Source organism: Sphingomonas jatrophae (assembly GCF_900113315.1).
GTDB classification, from domain to species: domain Bacteria; phylum Pseudomonadota; class Alphaproteobacteria; order Sphingomonadales; family Sphingomonadaceae; genus Sphingomonas_P; species Sphingomonas_P jatrophae.
This window is the reverse complement of sequence record NZ_FOZG01000002.1, coordinates 274,435-290,135: the sequence shown is the minus strand read 5'-3', so window position 1 is coordinate 290,135 and position 15,701 is coordinate 274,435. Positions and strand designations below refer to the sequence as shown.

Sequence of the window (15,701 nt, the reverse complement as noted above, 5' to 3'; positions counted from 1 at the left end):
ATGGACCTCGAGAAGATGATGAAGGCGGCGCAGGAAGCCGCCGAGACGATCCAGCGCCAGATGGGCGATGCGCAGGCCGCGCTCGACAAGATCGAGGTGGAGGGCGCATCCGGCGGCGGGCTGGTGAAGATCAAGGCGACCGCCAAGGGCCGCATCCTGGGCGTGCAGATCGACGATTCGCTGCTGAACGTCGCGGAGAAGCAGATGCTCGAGGATCTCGTCGCCGCGGCGATCAACGACGCGCGCACCAAGGCGGATGCCGCGGGCAATGCCGAGATGAGCAAGATGAGCGCGGGCCTGCCGCTGCCGCCGGGCTTCAAGATGCCGTTCTGAGGGCCAGCGCATCTCACCTTTTGGCCCTGAGCCTGTCGAAAGGCTGTCCTGTTCCGAGGTGAGAAGGACAGTGCTTCGACAAGCTCAGCACGAACGGAGGGGTGAAGCTCAGCACGAACGGGTTGGCCGTCGGGTGACCGCGTGATCGATCTTGCCGCGTTCGTAGCGCGATACGGCGTCGCCGCCGTCGCACTCGGTGCCGGGCTGGAGGGCGAGGCGGCGGTGCTGACGGGCGGCGTGTTGGCCGCGACGGGGCTGTTCCAGCCGCTTGCCGTGGGCATCGCCGCCTTCGCCGGTTCGGCCACCGCCGATCAGCTGCTGTTTCTCGGCGGGCGTCGCGGGCGTTCCACCCGGTTCGTCGAGGCCGTCCGGGCCAAGCCTGCTTTCGCGCGCGTGCTCGGCTGGATCGAGGCGCGGCCGCTCGCCTTCGTCATCGCCTTCCGCTTTATCTATGGCTGCCGCGTCGCCGGCCCCGTCGCGCTCGGCGTCAGTGCGGTGCCGGCGCGGCTGTTCGTGCCGCTCAACCTGCTGTCGGCGGCGCTCTGGGCGGCGCTGTTCACCTTTCTCGGCTGGCGCTTCGGCCCGCTGGTCGAGCCGTTCCTCAAGCGGCTGTTCGGCCATGCGCCGCTGGCGCTGGCGGTCCTCGCCGGCGCGGTGCTGATCGGTGGCGGCGCGCTGCTGCTACGCCGTCACTTCAAGCAGTCATAATAGCCGGCCCGCTGCATCTTCGGCACGCGCCGGGCGATGGCATTGCCGTAGCGGCGGGTGGCGCCCGAGGGTGAGATCGCCTCGCGCTTCTTGGGCAGCGGCAGCACCACGGCGATGCGCGCCGCCTCCTGGATCGACAGGCGCGAGGCATCGTGCCGGAAGTAACGCTGCGCCCCCGCATTGGCGCCGTAGGTGCCGAGCCCCGTCTCCGCGATGTTGAGATAGACCTCGACGATCCGCCGCTTCGGCCACAGTCCTTCGATCAGCAGGGTGAACCACGCCTCCAGCCCCTTGCGGAAGAAACCGCCGCCCTGCCACAGGAAGGCGTTCTTCGCGGTTTGCTGGCTGATCGTCGAGCCGCCGCGGATGCGCCCGCCGCGCGCGTTGAAGCGGATCGCCTTGGCGATCGCCTCCCGATCGAAGCCGTGGTGGCGGCAGAAATTGCCGTCCTCCGCCGCGATCGCCGCGCGCGGCATGTCCGGATCCATGACGCTGAGACTCATCCAGTCCTTGGACAAGCGGCTGCCCGCTTCGGGATCGAGCAGCATCGTCGCGGTGATGGGCGGCGGCACGAAGCGATAGGCCAGCACCCACAGCACGGAGGCCGCGACGAACCAGACGATCGCGCGGCCGATCCACCAGCCGATGCGATAGGTGCGGCTGCGCTCGGCGCGCGGTTTGCGTGGGGCCTTCGCCTTTGCCATGACGTGTGCGTGTGCCGCAGGGGGAAGGCGGCGAAAAGGGGGAAGCGATGGGAATTGCGTTGCTGGCGCTCGCCGCCCAGATCTCGCTGCGCGATTATTGCCCCGAGCGGCCGGGCCTCGATACGCCGGCCTGCATCGTCGATCGCGGCCATGTCTCGGTCGAGACGGGGCTGGTCGACTGGACGCGCGATGGCGGCACGAACAGCTGGACGCTGGGCGACACGCTGGTGCGCGTCGGCGTGACCGACGGGAGCGAGGTGCAGCTCGGCTGGACGCCGCTGGGCATCGAGGAGGGGCAGGCGCGCGTCGGCGACGTGTTCGTCGGCCTGAAAACCAGCCTGGTTCATGCGGATGGCGAGGGGTTCGCCGTCGCGCTCAATCCGTTCGCGACATTGCCGGTCGGCCGCCAGCCGGCGGGGGCGGGCGATTGGGGCGGGGGCGTGCGCGTCGCCGCGAGCTTCGCATTGTCGGAGGGGATCAAGCTCGACCTCACGCCCGAGATCGACGCCGCGGTGGACGAGGATGGCGACGGCCGGCACCTAGCCTATGGCAGCGCCGGCGGCATCGAGTTCGCGCTTTCCGATGCGGTGACGCTGGCAGTGGAGGCGGCGGTGCTGCGGGATCGCGATCCGGGCGGCCATGTCACGCAGACGTTCGGCTCGGGCGCGCTCGCCTGGGGGGTGTCGGACGATCTCCAGCTCGATGCCGGCGCCGTCGCCGGGCTTAATCACAACAGCCCCGATATCGAGCTCTACATGGGCATTTCCCGCCGCTTCTGAACCTCCTAGCCGCTCGCCGGTTCTGCCCATCGAGCGGGCGGGATCGCGAGGAGCGTGACGGATGAACGACGAACAGGGCACTTCGAGGCGCGGCGTGCTGGGCGGCGCGGCGCTGGGCTTGGCCGCCGCCGCCGCCCCCGGCATGGCGCAGCAAGGCGGCGCGGCTGCCGCCCCCGCGGCGACGCTGCGCGATCCCCGCACCAAATATACCACGACGCCGTTCCCTGAGCAGCGCCAGCCCTGGCCCGCGCTCCAATTCAAGATGACGCCGCGGCCCGACTGCGGCGAGACGAGCTACAAGGGATCGGGCAAGCTGGCCGGGCGCAAGGCGCTGCTGACCGGCGGCGACAGCGGCATCGGCCGGGCCGCGGCCATCGCTTTTGCGCGCGAGGGCGCGGACGTGGCGATCAACTATTATCCGAGCGAGGAGCCGGATGCGCAGGAGGTGAAGGCGCTGATCCAGCAGGCGGGCCGCAAGGCCGTGCTGCTGCCCGCCGACATCCGCAGCGAGCGCGCCTGCCAGAAGCTGGTGACGGACGCGCACAAGGCGCTGGGCGGGCTCGACATCCTGGTCAACAACGCCGCCTATCAGCAGAGCAAGGAAGACATTTCGCAGATCACCGACGAGCAGTTCGTCCGCACGTTCGAGACGAACATCTTCGCCACGTTCCGCATCAGCAAGGCGGCGATCCCGCTGATGCCGGCAGGCTCGGTCATCATCAACACCGGCTCGGTCAACAGCTACGATCCGGGCGAGGAGCTGCTCGATTACGCCTCCACCAAGGGCGCGATCCTGATCTTCACCAAGGGGCTGGCCAAGCAGCTGGTGAAGAAGGGCATCCGCGTGAACATGGTGGCGCCGGGGCCGTTCTGGACGCCGCTCCAGGTTGCGGGCGGGCAGCTGCCCGGCAAGCTCGGCGAGTTCGGCCAGGAGACCCCGCTCGGCCGCGCGGGTCAGCCGGCGGAACTGGCGGCGCATTATGTGCTGCTGGCGTCGGAGGATTCGAGCTTCACGACAGGCGGCGTCGTCGGCGCGCATGGCGGGAAGGGCAATCCGTAAGCGTGTAGGACGCGCAGGCACGCCGCTGCGCCCTGTACGGGGATGAGAGGCCGACCGGCGCGATCTGGTCGCGCGCATCCGGGAGGGGGTCGCCCGGACGGAAGTCCGGGCCGCCCGCCTCGGCGGTTGTGCCGCGCCTGCCATGAGGCGCCGGCGTTCGGATGCGGGATGGCGGCGGGGAAGGGCGACCATGCCCCGCGACTGCCCGCACCCCGGACCGCGGATCGCTCCGCCGTCCGTGTCGAGGTTGGTCTGCGAAGCTTCGGCTGAGCCGGATGACTTCGCGCCGGTCGGTGCCCGAAGGCTGCCCCTTGCCCGCCGCCGCGATCACTGGTGGCAGGCGGGCGAGGCGATAACCGATATGGTTCTATTTGTCAAGTCGCGGCACGTCGGGTGAGCGGCGGATCAATAGCCCGCCTGCCGGCACATGGCGGTGAGTTTGCGCATCTTCTCGGGCGTGGCGCGCGGCCGTTTGGCGTACCAGCCGAGATTGGTGCAGATGGAGCGCACCTGCCGGCGATCGGCGGCCGAGACGCCGGCGCGCGACGATCCGCCGGAGCGCTGCCTGGCATATTCGCCCGCCGCGACCACGCCGGCATGGCCGACCATCGTCGTCGGATCGAGCGCCATGACCGGATCCTGTGCGGAGGCGGCGGCAGGCCAGAGCGACAAAGCGGCAGCAGCGGCGACGATACGGATCATGGCGGGCTCCTCACGGTCGAGGAGCAGAACGGATGTGGGAGCGTGCCGGTTGCGTGCGCGGCGCCGGGGAGGGCGGCGCCGCGCCGCGTGCGTCAGGTCAGCGAGGGCAGCAGCCTTTTCTCGCCGGCGATGCGCATCATCGCCTTCTGCAGCTTGTCGAAGGCGCGGACCTCGATCTGGCGGACCCGCTCGCGGCTGACGCCATAGACCTGGCTGAGTTCCTCAAGCGTCTTGGGGTCCTCGGCCAGCCGCCGCTCGGCCAGGATGTGCTTCTCCCGGTCGTTGAGCGCATCCATCGCCTCGACGAGCATGTTGTGGCGCACGTCCTTTTCCTCGGACTCGGCCAGCCGCTCATCCTGCAGGGGATCGGTGTCGACCAGCCAATCCTGCCACTGGCCCTCGCCATCCTCGCGCATGGAGACGTTGAGCGAAGTATCCCCGCCCATCGCCATGCGGCGGTTCATGGAGGTGACCTCATCCTCGGTGACGCCGAGATCGGTGGCGATCTTGGTCAGATCCTCGGGCTTAAGGTCGCCATCCTCGAACGCGTCGAGCTGGCTCTTCATCCGGCGAAGGTTGAAGAACAGCTTCTTCTGCGCCGCGGTGGTGCCCATCTTCACGAGGCTCCACGACCGCAGGATATATTCCTGGATCGAGGCGCGGATCCACCACATCGCATAGGTGGCGAGGCGGAAGCCGCGATCCGGCTCGAACTTCTTCACGCCCTGCATCAGGCCGATATTGCCCTCCGAGATCAGCTCGGACGTGGGCAGGCCATAGCCGCGATAGCCCATCGCGATCTTCGCGACGAGCCGCAGGTGCGAGGTGACGAGGCGCGCCGCCGCGTCCGGATCGCCATGCTCCTGAAAGCGCTTGGCGAGCATATACTCCTCCTCCGGCGCGAGGAGCGGAAACTTGCGGATTTCCGACAGATAGCGGTTGAGGCTGGCCTCGCCGCCGAGTGCCGGGATGGTGGCGGGCGTGTTGCTGCCGCTGGCCATGATGGTGAAACTCCCTTCCTCCGCGAGCGCCCGAGTCGTGTCGTCCCTCGCACTTGAATTCAGTCTATATCGCAAGCGCGCTGAACAGGTCCTGCATGTCCGGCGGCATTTCGCTATCGAATGCCAAAGCCTCGCTTGTCACAGGGTGGACGAAGCCAAGCCGCGCCGCATGCAGCGCCTGCCGCCTGAACCCCAAACGCGCGAGGATCGCGCTATGCTCCGCGCGCGTGCGGCCATAGGCCGGATCGCCGAGCAGCGGATGCCCGCGGGACGCCATGTGCACGCGCACCTGATGCGTCCGCCCCGTCTCCAGCCGGCACTCCACGAGCGTGGCGCCCAACAGCGGCTGGAGCGTCGCATAATGCGTCACCGCGCGCTTGCCCCGACCCTCGGGCACGATGCCCATCTTCTGCCGGTTTGCGGTGGACCGTGCGAGGGCTGCGTCCACCGTGCCGGCCGGCGGCAGCGGCCGCCCGCCGACGATCGCCTTGTAGCGCCGGTCGATGCTGTGCTTCGCGAACTGCGCCGCCAGCCCCTCATGCGCGCGGTCGGTCTTGGCGGCCACGATCAGCCCCGACGTATCCTTGTCGATGCGGTGGACGATGCCCGGCCGCTCGACCCCGCCGATGCCCGACAGGCTGCCCGCGCAGTGATGCAGCAGCGCATTCACCAGCGTGCCGTCGGCATTGCCGGCGGCGGGGTGGACGACCAGCCCGGCGGGCTTGTCCACCACGATCAGATGCTCGTCCTCATAGGCGATGACGAGCGGGATCTCCTGCGCCACATTGTGTGCGGGCGCGGGGGCGGGCACCGCCACGTCGAAATCGCGCGCACCGTCCAGCTTCCAGGCGGGATCACGATACGGCCTGCCGTTGCTGGAGACGTGGCCGGCGGAGATCAGCGCCTTCAGCCGCTCGCGCGACAAGGTCGGCAGCGCGGCCGCCAGCGCCCGGTCCAGCCGCCATCCCGCCGCATCCGGCGAGACAAAGGCTTTCGTGATCGACACCCCCGCGTCCATGTGTTGGGAAGATGGGAATGGTCCGACAAATTTCAAGAACGCTGGCGGAACGAATCCGCGTTCTCGCCGCAGCAGATCCGGGCCGCGAGGTGTGCGGGCTGCTGCTGGGCGCGGGGGAGGTGGTGACGGCGATCCTGCCGGCGGCGAACGTCGCGGCCAATCCGGCGCGGGCGTTCGAGGTCGACCCGGCCGTCCTGTTGGCGGCGCATCGCGCAGCGCGAGACGGTGGGCCGGCGGTGCTCGGCTGCTATCATTCGCACCCGAACGGCGTGGCCAGACCCTCCGCCCGCGATGCCGCGGCGGCGCAGCCGGGCCAGTTGTGGCTGATCGTCGCGGCCCGGGAGGTGCGGCTGTTTCGCTTCGATCCCGGCGGGTTCGTCGAACTGCCGGCCCCAAGTGGTTGCCACGCCGACGATCCGCGGCCATGACGCACCGCCGAACACGCGAGGAAACCCCATGACCGACGACGCGGTGGATTATGCGAGCCTGCTCTGCTCGCGCCTCTGCCACGATCTCCTGTCGCCCGTGGGGGCGATCAACAACGGGGTCGAGCTGCTCGCCGACGAGCATGATCCCGAGTTGCGCGCGCGCGTGCTGGAGCTGCTGGCCGAAAGCGCGCGGGCATCCGCTGCCAAGCTGAAATTCTTCCGGCTCGCCTTCGGCGCGGCGGGCGGCTTCGGCGATGCGGTCGACACGCGCGAGGCGCGCGCTGCGATCGAGGGGCTGTTCGGGCAGGACAAGCGCGTGGCGCTCGGCTGGATGGTCAGCGATCCGTCGATGGGCAAGGGCGCGATCAAGATCCTGCTGAACCTCGCGCTGATCGGCGCCGACGCGCTGGTGCGCGGCGGGCGGCTGGACGTCGGCGCGGAAGGCGGCGAGATCGTCGTCCGCGCGGAGGGGCCGCGGCTGGTGCTCGATCCGGAACTGCGCACCGCTTTGCTCGGCCAGACGGCCCCGCAGGCGCTCACCCCGCGGGCGGCGGCGGCGTGGCTGGTCCATCGCCTCGCGACCGGGCAGGGCGGCAAGGTGATGGTCTCCGACGCGGACGAGGGCGTGCTGCTGCTCGGCGCGCACCTGCCGGACGGGCGCAACCGGCTGTAAAAGACTTTTGCGTGAGCGGTGACGTCCGTCACTGGCGCGCCGGGCGCGGCCGAGCATAATCTCCGTCATCGACTCGCCGGACATAGTGTCGCGGTGAAGGGGGGAGACGAGCCATGGCGCTGCCGATCAAGTATCCGGACGAGCTGAAGAACTCCAACTGGCAGAAGAAGAAAGGGCTCGTCGCCAAGATCGCCACGTCGGGTGATGCCGGCACTGGCATCGGCAAGCTGCTGATTGCGCTCGAAGCGGCGTGGGGCAAGATCAAGTGGGATCAGCTCGGCTTCGACCAGGTGATGAAGGGCGTGGGGCGGACGAGCGTCGGCGAGGATCACATCAAGGAGTATGTGAAGGTCGTCAACGGCGAGATCAGCAAGGCGCTGCCCGCACGCAAGCTGGCCGCGGCGGTCGAGACGGAGGCCAAGAAGGTGGCCGAGGGCTGGGCGAAGGACAAGCTGATCCCGAAGAGCGCCACCGCTGCGGCTGCCGGCGTCAGCCTCGCCGCGCGCGATCTCGCTTATGCCATGGCGCCCGGCAATTTCGCCGAGTTCATGAAGGAAGAGGTCAACGCGATCCGCGTCGCGATCAAGAAGAACGAGGCGTTCAAGCAGCAGGCGCTGCAGAAGGTGAAGCCGCTGGTCGCCAAGATGCTGAGCGAGGCGGCGAAGGTGAAGCAGCCGGAGGATTGGGCGGACTTCTGGAAGGAGTATGTCCGCGGCGTGGGCACGCAGATGCCGCTCGCGGCAAAGGCCGAGCCGGCGCTCGACCCGCTCTACCGCAAGTTCAAGGCGCCTGCGGCGAACCAGACGAACCCGAAGGACGACAAGGAGATGAAGAAGCGCCTCAACGAGGTGATCACGCTGGGCAAGGAGATCCAGGCGGAGCTGCGCTGAGGCCCGATGGTCGGGGAGACAGGATGAGAATCAATTGTAAGCCTTGACAAGGAGTCCGCAGGAGTCGCGGCTTTCTCCGGTTTTTCACTCCACATGCTACAGCAGCGGTGCTATCAGTTGCTACAGCATCTGCACGGAGAAGCCGTCCATGTCCCTCGCGACCTACCTCGTTAAGCGCGGTAAGCGCGGCATCTGGCAGCTTCGCGTGCCCATTCCGCGTGCCCTCCACGCCCCCGGCAAGCCCAAGGAGCGAACCATGTCCATGGGCACGACCGATCGTTGCATCGCATCGGATCGTGCATTGGCTGTGCTGGACGAGTGGAAGCGGGATTGGGCCACAGCGCGAGGTCAGACGTTCGCCGCGCTGCCTCTGGTCTCGAGAGAACGTCGGACACCATCCCGAGCGGAGCTGGAGGGGCTGGCCGTAGAGTTTGCGCACGACGAGGCGCTGGCGCAAAGCGACATGCGCCGACAGCAACCCGGCGGGTGGCGCCGGCACATGCATCGCACGGAGGCGGCGCTTAACGCGTTCACACCGTTGGCAACGACCGGCGACCACTCGCTTGTTGAGGGGATGGCAAGGGACATTATCGCCGGCATGGGGCTGGACCTTGAACCCGGCACCTCGGCTTATCGCCAGTTCCTTACCGACCTGAGTGCCGCGCGCATGGCAGCGCTGAAAACAAGCTATGCGCGCGCGCGTGGCGACCTTGAAGCGTCCGCCGAAAGCCCGCTGGTTGCCCGCGTGCGCCAGCGTGAGCAGGACAAGGCTAAGCCGGGCGAGGCGTTGCTAGACCTGTTCGATCGCTATGCCGAACAGCGCCTCGCCGAGGGTCGCAAGCGCGAGGACACGCTCAAGCAAGATCGTAAGGTTATTGAGCAGTTCGTCGAGTTTGTCGGGGCCGATCGTGCTCTAGCGTCGATCAAGGCGGAGCACATCCGGGAGTACCGCGACACCTTGCGCCAGCTACCGCCAAAATGGCGCGACAGGGCCGATATGCGGGGCTTGTCGATGCGGGAAGCGGCAGCGAAGGCCCGCGCCGCTGATATGCCCCGCACGGCGCTCACAACGGTGAACAAGCACCTATCCACCATATCGCCGCTGTTCGCTTGGCTCATCAAGGAACGGTGGGACTTGTCGAACCCGTGCACCGGCCTGTTTCACGATAAGGTGCGCGGCAAGAACCCGCGCCCGCCGCTTGGCACGGAAAGGCTGAACAAGGTGCTGGCATCGCCTCTGTTCACCGGGTTCGAGGCCGACGGCAAGGAGCACAGCCCCGGCGAAGTCCGCGCGAACGATTGGCGATACTGGATACCCTTGCTTTGCCTCTTCACCGGCATGCGCGTCGGCGAGGCGGCGCAGCTTCGCACCGAAGACGTGTCGCAGCACGATAGCGGCGCGTGGATCATAGACATCCAGCACGCGCCGGAGAAAGGGCAGACGACGAAGGCAGGGCAGTCTCGCGCTTCGATGGCGCATGCGAAGCTCGTGGAAGCTGGATTCATCGAGTTCGTGAAGGACCGGCGTGCGGCTGACGGCGATTGCCGCTTGTTCCCGGAGCTTGTCGCGAACAATCGCCACCAGATCGGCGCCGAGCCCTCAGCGTTCTGGCGCGACTATCTCACGCGCATTGGCGTCAAGGCCGGCGCAGATGGTTTAGGCGCACATAGCTTCAGACATGAACTGGCAGACCGGCTCCGGGTGGAGGTCGGGCTGGTTGATGACCAGATCGCGGTTGCGCTGGGGCACGATCAGAAAAGCACAACGGCGGGCTACGGTGCGGTGCGCCAGGGCACTGTCCGGTTTCTAGCGCCCGTTATGGAGCAGGTTCATTTTAAAGGGGTCAATTTTGAGCATCTCCTTAGTCGTCGGTGACTTGTAGTCAAGCGGCGCGCTAGCGACAGTGATCGCTTGCGCGTTGCGGATGGCGCTCTCGTCCGCCATAATCGCCTTAGCTTGCGAGACGTTCGCGAACGGCCTAGACGCCGCGCCCCATCAGCGAAATGGCTTGTGAATCAACGAGGAAAAAGTGGAATCCGCGCTCGACGCGGCCGTGAGGCGCGTCGGGTTCATCGCGACCGTAAAATCCTCAGACTTCTGCGGCTGCACATCCATCTCTCGGAGCGTCAACACGGGCTCCACCGTGAACCGCTCGAGCCGTTATCAGTATACGCTGGGAAGCTGGACCACCCCAAGGGCACGAAGCTCACAACCTTTCCGGTCAGGAAACAGGCCGACGGCAACCCCATGCCGCACTGGGACGACCTGTCGCAGTGGATGAAGGCCCAACTGGCTGTGTTCACTTTGGAGATCTGGTCGTTCCAAACCTTCACGATGCATGTCCATCCCGACCTGGAACGTAGATGGGTGGCTGAGGGCAAGGACCCACGGGTCATGATGCGGGATCGACTGCGGCGAGAGTTCGATCGGCATGTCCGTCCTAGGCTCGATTGGTTCTTCGTCATTGAGGGCTGGAGCACAAGGACGAGAGACGCGACCATCTTGCACATACATGGGGGTGCTGCGACGTTCGAGGCGGGAGATGAAGAGAAGGTCATGTTGGCCGCTGCTCGCGCCGCTGGACACGGGCTGAAGGGCTACAGCACCGTGCCTCGGGCGATACATGGTCGGAAGTTCAGAAAGCTCCAGGCCGCCTACATCGACTACCTTTTCAAGTTCACCCGGCGGTCAGACCCAAGGCTACGTGAAAAGCGGTTTACCATGTCCCGCACCATGACCGGCGGCGCAAGAGCCTTTTGGGGCTTGGTCACTGAGGGATAATCTTGAAGCGGTAGAAGCCGCCCGCACTCTTCGATCGCACCCTGCATGATCATCTCGTCAGCAACAACGACGAGGCTCTTACGATCATGCTCATGTTCGACGTCACCGACACTGAAGGCACTCACCTGGCGACGATCTTCGCTATCGGCATTCCCCATGCTGCAAGCCTGTTCATGGCCTGGTGCTTGTGCCATGACGGTCGGACACCGGCCCGCATCAGCGTCGTCGAGCGCACCTGGGGCGAAGACAACCAGCACGCCCGCCATCATCGTGAGGCTGTCCTCGCCGAGCTCGCGGGCATTGGGACGTTCGATCCCCAGTCGGGATGGCTAATCGCACCCGCCGACTGGTCACTCGGTGGGGATGATCGGGCGTGAGCGATCAGCACAACACGCCCAAGTTAACGAAGTTTTGGGCGACGTGGGAGCGTGGGAACGATGTCACCGTCATGTTCGCCTGGACCATGGAGACAGCGCAGCGCCTCTATGATGAGGACTGCCGCGGGCGCGGCGTTCGATCTCGCGGCCTTCTCATCCAGGAGGTGCGTTGCTCGAAGCTCGATGGCCATCTACGCCTAGTTGTCCGCGAGGCATGCGACCGCGGTATCGAGGGCATCGGCCGCTACATCATGGGGGTTGGCTATCGAATATGCCGCCCCGGCGAAGACGAGGACATCGAGGGCCAACATCCAACGCGTTGATCTGATCGAACCGGCAGCTGGACACCGCACGATGAAGGTCGATGGTGTCCGGCCTGCGGACGCGCCTCCCACCGCACTTTACCCAGTGCCAATCATCAAGCCTCAGCCGACGGCGCGAGCGCTTCGATCATCCGACACTCCGCCACCGTGCCGCCGTCGCACGAGTCGATCACGGCTTTCAGCTCGCGGCGCAGCGCTACAAGGTCGGCGAGCTTCTGGTCGACGGCCCGGAGGTGCTCGCCAGCGATCTGATCGATCGCCGCACAGTCTTGCCCGCGATCATCCGACAGACTGAGCAGCGCCCGCACCTGATCCAGCGAGAAGCCGAGATCGCGGGCGCGGCGGATGAAGGAGAGCCGGGCTAGCTCAGGCTCGCCATAGGAGCGATAGTTGCCCGTGGTGCGTGCCGGGCGGGGCAACAGCCCGATCCGTTCATAGTAGCGGATCGTCTCGACCTTGGTGGCGGTCGCCTTCGCCAGATCGCCAATCGTCAGCATGTGCCTCCTACTCAGCGCCGAACCGCAGCCGCAAACCGCCGTTCACGGTGAAGCCGTCCAGCGGCGCCCAGGCGTCTACCGTCCAAGCGCCGTCGGGAGCCCGGCGAGGGCGCAGCAGCGGGGCGTAGCGGGTTTGGCGCACGTTCAGCAGGTTCTCCGCGTTGAGGAACAGGCTGGCACGGCCCAGCATGATCTCGCCCATCGCGCCAAGCTGGAAGTAAGGTCGACTCCGAGAACGGTAGGGATCGTCCTCAAGCGACTGGCGGCCGGTGTAATAGGCTTCGAGGCCGAAGCGGCTGCGGCCGTGCCGCTCCCACACCGCGGTTAATCCGGCCGTATCACGCGGGGTCAGCGGCACCGCGCGGCGCCCACCGCTGTCCGGGTCCGGCTCGCGTGCGTCGGTATGCACATAGCTGCCGGTCAGCGTCACTGCCTGCCAGCGATAGCGCAGCAAAAGCTCGGCCCCGCGGGTGCGGGTGACGCCCGCGGCGTTGACCAGCCCGACGCGGTCGCTGCTCACGTCCTGCACCTGAACGGCATGATCGATGTCCGATCCGAACAGCGTTACGTTCCCTTCGACCGGGCCGCGTGCATAGCCGACATCGATGCTGGCGCTGTCAGCGGTCTCGGCCCGCAGATCGCGTAGGGGCTCCAGCCGCGAAAGGCCGGCCGCCTCGATCTCTTCCACGAACGGAGTCGGCGCATGAAAGCCGCGGCCGAGAGATGCGCGCAAGGTCCAAGGACCGGGTCTGAACAGTGCGGAAAGGCGAGGGCTGAACCGCGTGCCATAATCGCTATGGTCGTCGACGCGCCCGCTCGCTGCGAGCGTGAGGCGCGACGCCAGGGTGTGCTCGGCCTGTGCGAAGAGGGCCGGCACATGGTAGCTATAGTCGAACACCGGAAACGTGCGCGAGCGATAGGCGTCATTCTGGTAAGCGGCGCCTGCCAGCCAGCGCGTGGCGCCTTGTCCGCCACCAAGTGATACCTCGGTAAGCAGCGTCCGGTGACGATCGTGCTCGACGACGTCGCCGAAGCGGCGCCGGTGCGATTGGGTGACGCCAGACATGCGCAGGTGGAGCGTCGCCCAGCCGGCGACGGGAAGCTGGGCGTTCACCCCCGCGTCGTAGCGCCGGCTGCGCTGCTGTTCGGGAAAGGCGCTGCCATCTGCGACCGTGCGTCCCGGCAGCGTGCCGCCGGCACGATGCTCCCCTAGAGCCCCGACGGTCAGCAGCGCTTCGGCCCCGCTCGCCCCTTCCCAGAATAGACGCGGACGCAGTGTCCAGCGACGATAGCCCGGCAGGCTGGCCCAGCCGTCGGCGTCGATGTCGCGGCGATCCTGCCGGTTGAGGCCCGCGGTCAATGATGCGCCGAGGGCACTCGTGACGGGAGCCGCGGCATAGCCGGTCACGTCCTGGCCGTCGCGGCTGGTCGCGTTCAACAGCAGCTCGCCCTGCGGCTCGGCCGTCGGTCGGCGCGACACTAGGTTCACGACGCCGCCCAACGCCGAGGGACCGTAGAGCGCAGACGCGGCCCCCTTGATGATCTCCACCTGTCGTAGGTCGGTCGGGGCGATCTGGAGCAGGCCGAGCGCCGGCGTCTGACCGCCATAAAGCGGCAGGCCATCCGCAAGGATCTGGGTGTAGCGCCCCTTCAACCCCTGCACGCGGACGTTCGCGGCGCCCAGACCCGGCGAGGTCGTCTGCACGCGAAGGCCAGGCGTCTCGCTCACCAGCATCGCGATGTTGCCGGGGCGCATCAGGAGTTTCTCCTCGATCTCCTCGCGGTTCAGCACCTCAACGCGGATCGGCTCATCCTGAACGCGGCGGCCGCTGCGCGTCGCCTGAACGACAATCTCCTCGGGCTCCTCGGCTTCAACTTCGGGAGGTCTGTTCTGCGCCTCTGCCGCAGGCCCGAGCACCACGACGACGGGCGCGATGGCCACGGCAGCTGATAGACGATTTTGCCAGCGAGCTTGCAAGCCACACCCCTATGCCAAGCCACATCATCTGCCGTTGGCGCTGTCGATAAGGCCTGTAGTAGCTACAGGGTCAAGCCACTGGATCACTTCACACCCAGCTGACGCCTGATCCCGACCAGCGCTGTGTCGGCATGGCCACCATGCAATCGTCCGAGCTTCGCCAGCTCGGCCACGAAGGCGTCGACATCCTCCTGACGATAGCAATGCGGCCGCAGCACATCGAGTGCTGCCTTGACCGACGTGAGAGCGACCTGCTCACCACCGTAGCGACCGTTAAGATTGCGTGCTCCAGCGTTGCGAGAGCTGTGTCGACTGCCCTTTGTTCGGGAGATGCCGTTGAGCCACGTCGCCGAAGGCTGCGCGCGTCTTCTCGGTAGATCGGTCGCAGGGGCTCCGGTCCCGAGGGGATTGGCTTGGGCCGCATGCCGATTGCAATGGGATGGAAGCGCACGTCATGGCTCCCGCAGCTACATCGGAAACGCTTGATGGCGTCGTCAGCTGCTACCGACCATCCGCGCTCGCGAAAGCCGGCGAAAACCTCGAAGTCACAATAGACGGAGATCAAGCCCCAGCGAAGGCACTCCACGCCAACGTCTGCGTCGCGCCAGGCGAAGTGGCCAATCGCCTTTGGTCGGCTGTTCGCTCCCATGCACCGCTGTGAACATATCACGAACAACCTAGCAAGGCTGGATGGCTGTGGAAGGCGGGGACAACCGCTTTGATCGTCGATGCCGCTCGGCGACTCCACTGGCCAACGTGGCGAGCCGCAACAAGCCGCCAGAGATGTTCTTAGGACCGCAGGGCTATCCTGACCCTGCGCCCGCTGCGATGCCCTAGCCCCTGTTTGCGGGCTATCTGGGCGACTTGCTGGCGAACGCCGCAGCGGCGCGAACCTGAGCGCCGGCCGGAGCTTTAGCGTCAAGATACGGGTCGAAAGGGCACGCGAGATCATCTCGCACGCTCCGCGACATTTCTGCCCTACACGGAAGAGTCTGGAAAACTCAGGAGTTCTGCGGCTTTGAGCCAGGTGTCAAAAACGGGGCAAGGTTGACGGAAGTTGGTGCTAAGTTGATGGACTTTCAGCTTTTTATGGTTGAAAACGGCAAGCGCGGCTATGTCGCTGCTGATCGCGCATCCGCCCCGCTCAGCATACCTGAAGGCGACCGAGCAGCCAGTGGATACGTCCACGCCGGCATGTAGGGCCTTCCTCCAGATGCTGGGCGTGTTCGCCGAGTTCGAGACAGCCCTACGCCGCGAACGGCAGATGAAGGGAATCGCAAAAGCCAAGGCCGCTGGTGTCTACAAGGGTCGCAAACCTTCGGTCGAGATCGATGCGGCTCGGGCGCTCCGGAAGCAGGGCTTGGGTGCCACTGAGATAGTCAAGCATCTCGGGATCGGACGTGCGAGCGTCTATCGTGCGCTGGGAACGTGATCGCCATCCACGCCGC

The 15,701-nt window shown here is 66.6% G+C and carries 18 protein-coding genes; 12 read left to right on the top strand and 6 right to left on the bottom strand.

All coding sequences use genetic code 11. The features are described from left to right. Together BM360_RS10545 and BM360_RS10540 are read left to right on the top strand one after the other, a co-directional pair. Window positions 1-333, top strand: a complete 333-nt coding sequence (locus BM360_RS10545) for a YbaB/EbfC family nucleoid-associated protein (protein ID WP_093314435.1) — start codon at window positions 1-3, stop codon at window positions 331-333. A 141-nt stretch (window positions 334-474) separates the two neighbouring features. Beyond that, window positions 475-1,041 (top strand): DedA family protein, encoded by a 567-nt coding sequence (locus BM360_RS10540; RefSeq protein WP_093314433.1) that lies wholly within the window; start codon window positions 475-477, stop codon window positions 1,039-1,041. Here the strand turns inward: BM360_RS10540 and mtgA are convergent. Next, a complete protein-coding gene (gene mtgA, locus BM360_RS10535; RefSeq protein WP_093314431.1) occupies window positions 1,023-1,745 on the bottom strand; it encodes a monofunctional biosynthetic peptidoglycan transglycosylase in 723 nt (240 codons plus the stop codon). The genes BM360_RS10540 and mtgA overlap by 19 nt on opposite strands. Window positions 1,746-1,792: 47 nt before the next feature. Here mtgA and BM360_RS10530 point away from each other — a divergent pair, with 47 nt between their 5' ends. Beyond that, complete coding sequence (locus tag BM360_RS10530; protein WP_093315981.1) at window positions 1,793-2,524, top strand: transporter; 732 nt, start codon at window positions 1,793-1,795, stop codon at window positions 2,522-2,524. 61 nt (window positions 2,525-2,585) lie between these two features. Beyond that, entirely contained in the window at window positions 2,586-3,584 is a 999-nt protein-coding gene (locus tag BM360_RS10525) for an SDR family oxidoreductase (protein ID WP_093314429.1), read from the top strand. A gap of 405 nt (window positions 3,585-3,989) precedes the next feature. On the opposite strand, the gene BM360_RS10520 is transcribed toward BM360_RS10525, so the two are convergent. The 3 genes from BM360_RS10520 to BM360_RS10510 all read right to left on the bottom strand — a co-directional run bounded on the left by BM360_RS10520 (window position 3,990) and on the right by BM360_RS10510 (window position 6,305). After that, window positions 3,990-4,286, bottom strand: a complete 297-nt coding sequence (locus tag BM360_RS10520; protein ID WP_093314427.1) for a hypothetical protein — start codon at window positions 4,284-4,286, stop codon at window positions 3,990-3,992. A gap of 92 nt (window positions 4,287-4,378) precedes the next feature. Beyond that, window positions 4,379-5,287, bottom strand: a complete 909-nt coding sequence (gene rpoH, locus BM360_RS10515) for an RNA polymerase sigma factor RpoH (RefSeq protein WP_093314425.1) — start codon at window positions 5,285-5,287, stop codon at window positions 4,379-4,381. 64 nt (window positions 5,288-5,351) lie between these two features. Then, entirely contained in the window at window positions 5,352-6,305 is a 954-nt protein-coding gene (locus tag BM360_RS10510) for an RluA family pseudouridine synthase (protein ID WP_093314423.1), read from the bottom strand. A 17-nt stretch (window positions 6,306-6,322) separates the two neighbouring features. Here BM360_RS10510 and BM360_RS10505 point away from each other — a divergent pair, with 17 nt between their 5' ends. The 7 genes from BM360_RS10505 (at window position 6,323) to BM360_RS10475 (ending at window position 11,778) form a co-directional block, all read left to right on the top strand. Beyond that, window positions 6,323-6,733, top strand: a complete 411-nt coding sequence (locus BM360_RS10505) for a M67 family metallopeptidase (RefSeq protein ID WP_093314421.1) — start codon at window positions 6,323-6,325, stop codon at window positions 6,731-6,733. A 28-nt stretch (window positions 6,734-6,761) separates the two neighbouring features. Next, a complete protein-coding gene (locus BM360_RS10500) occupies window positions 6,762-7,406 on the top strand; it encodes a histidine phosphotransferase family protein (protein ID WP_093314419.1) in 645 nt (214 codons plus the stop codon). Window positions 7,407-7,519: 113 nt separating this feature from the next. Continuing rightward, window positions 7,520-8,296, top strand: coding sequence for a hypothetical protein (locus BM360_RS10495; RefSeq protein ID WP_093314417.1), 777 nt, complete (start codon window positions 7,520-7,522; stop codon window positions 8,294-8,296). Between the two features lie 148 nt (window positions 8,297-8,444). Then, window positions 8,445-10,172: a tyrosine-type recombinase/integrase gene (locus BM360_RS10490; RefSeq protein WP_093314415.1), complete on the top strand. Its 1,728-nt coding sequence runs from the start codon at window positions 8,445-8,447 to the stop codon at window positions 10,170-10,172. A 372-nt stretch (window positions 10,173-10,544) separates the two neighbouring features. Beyond that, entirely contained in the window at window positions 10,545-11,078 is a 534-nt protein-coding gene (locus tag BM360_RS10485) for a hypothetical protein (protein WP_093314413.1), read from the top strand. A gap of 92 nt (window positions 11,079-11,170) precedes the next feature. After that, entirely contained in the window at window positions 11,171-11,455 is a 285-nt protein-coding gene (locus BM360_RS10480; RefSeq protein WP_131819242.1) for a hypothetical protein, read from the top strand. Next, window positions 11,452-11,778, top strand: coding sequence for a hypothetical protein (locus BM360_RS10475; RefSeq protein WP_093314409.1), 327 nt, complete (start codon window positions 11,452-11,454; stop codon window positions 11,776-11,778). Before BM360_RS10480 ends, BM360_RS10475 begins: the two co-directional genes overlap by 4 nt. A gap of 95 nt (window positions 11,779-11,873) precedes the next feature. On the opposite strand, the gene BM360_RS10470 is transcribed toward BM360_RS10475, so the two are convergent. Together BM360_RS10470 and BM360_RS10465 are read right to left on the bottom strand one after the other, a co-directional pair. Continuing rightward, entirely contained in the window at window positions 11,874-12,275 is a 402-nt protein-coding gene (locus BM360_RS10470; protein ID WP_093314407.1) for a MerR family transcriptional regulator, read from the bottom strand. 7 nt (window positions 12,276-12,282) lie between these two features. After that, window positions 12,283-14,217 carry a TonB-dependent receptor plug domain-containing protein gene (locus tag BM360_RS10465; protein ID WP_093314405.1) on the bottom strand — a complete coding sequence of 645 codons (1,935 nt, stop codon included), beginning with the start codon at window positions 14,215-14,217 and terminating at the stop codon, window positions 12,283-12,285. 1,150 nt (window positions 14,218-15,367) lie between these two features. On the opposite strand from BM360_RS10465, the gene BM360_RS10460 reads away from it, so the two are divergent. After that, window positions 15,368-15,685, top strand: coding sequence for a recombinase family protein (locus BM360_RS10460; protein ID WP_093314403.1), 318 nt, complete (start codon window positions 15,368-15,370; stop codon window positions 15,683-15,685). Window positions 15,686-15,701: the final 16 nt, after the last annotated feature.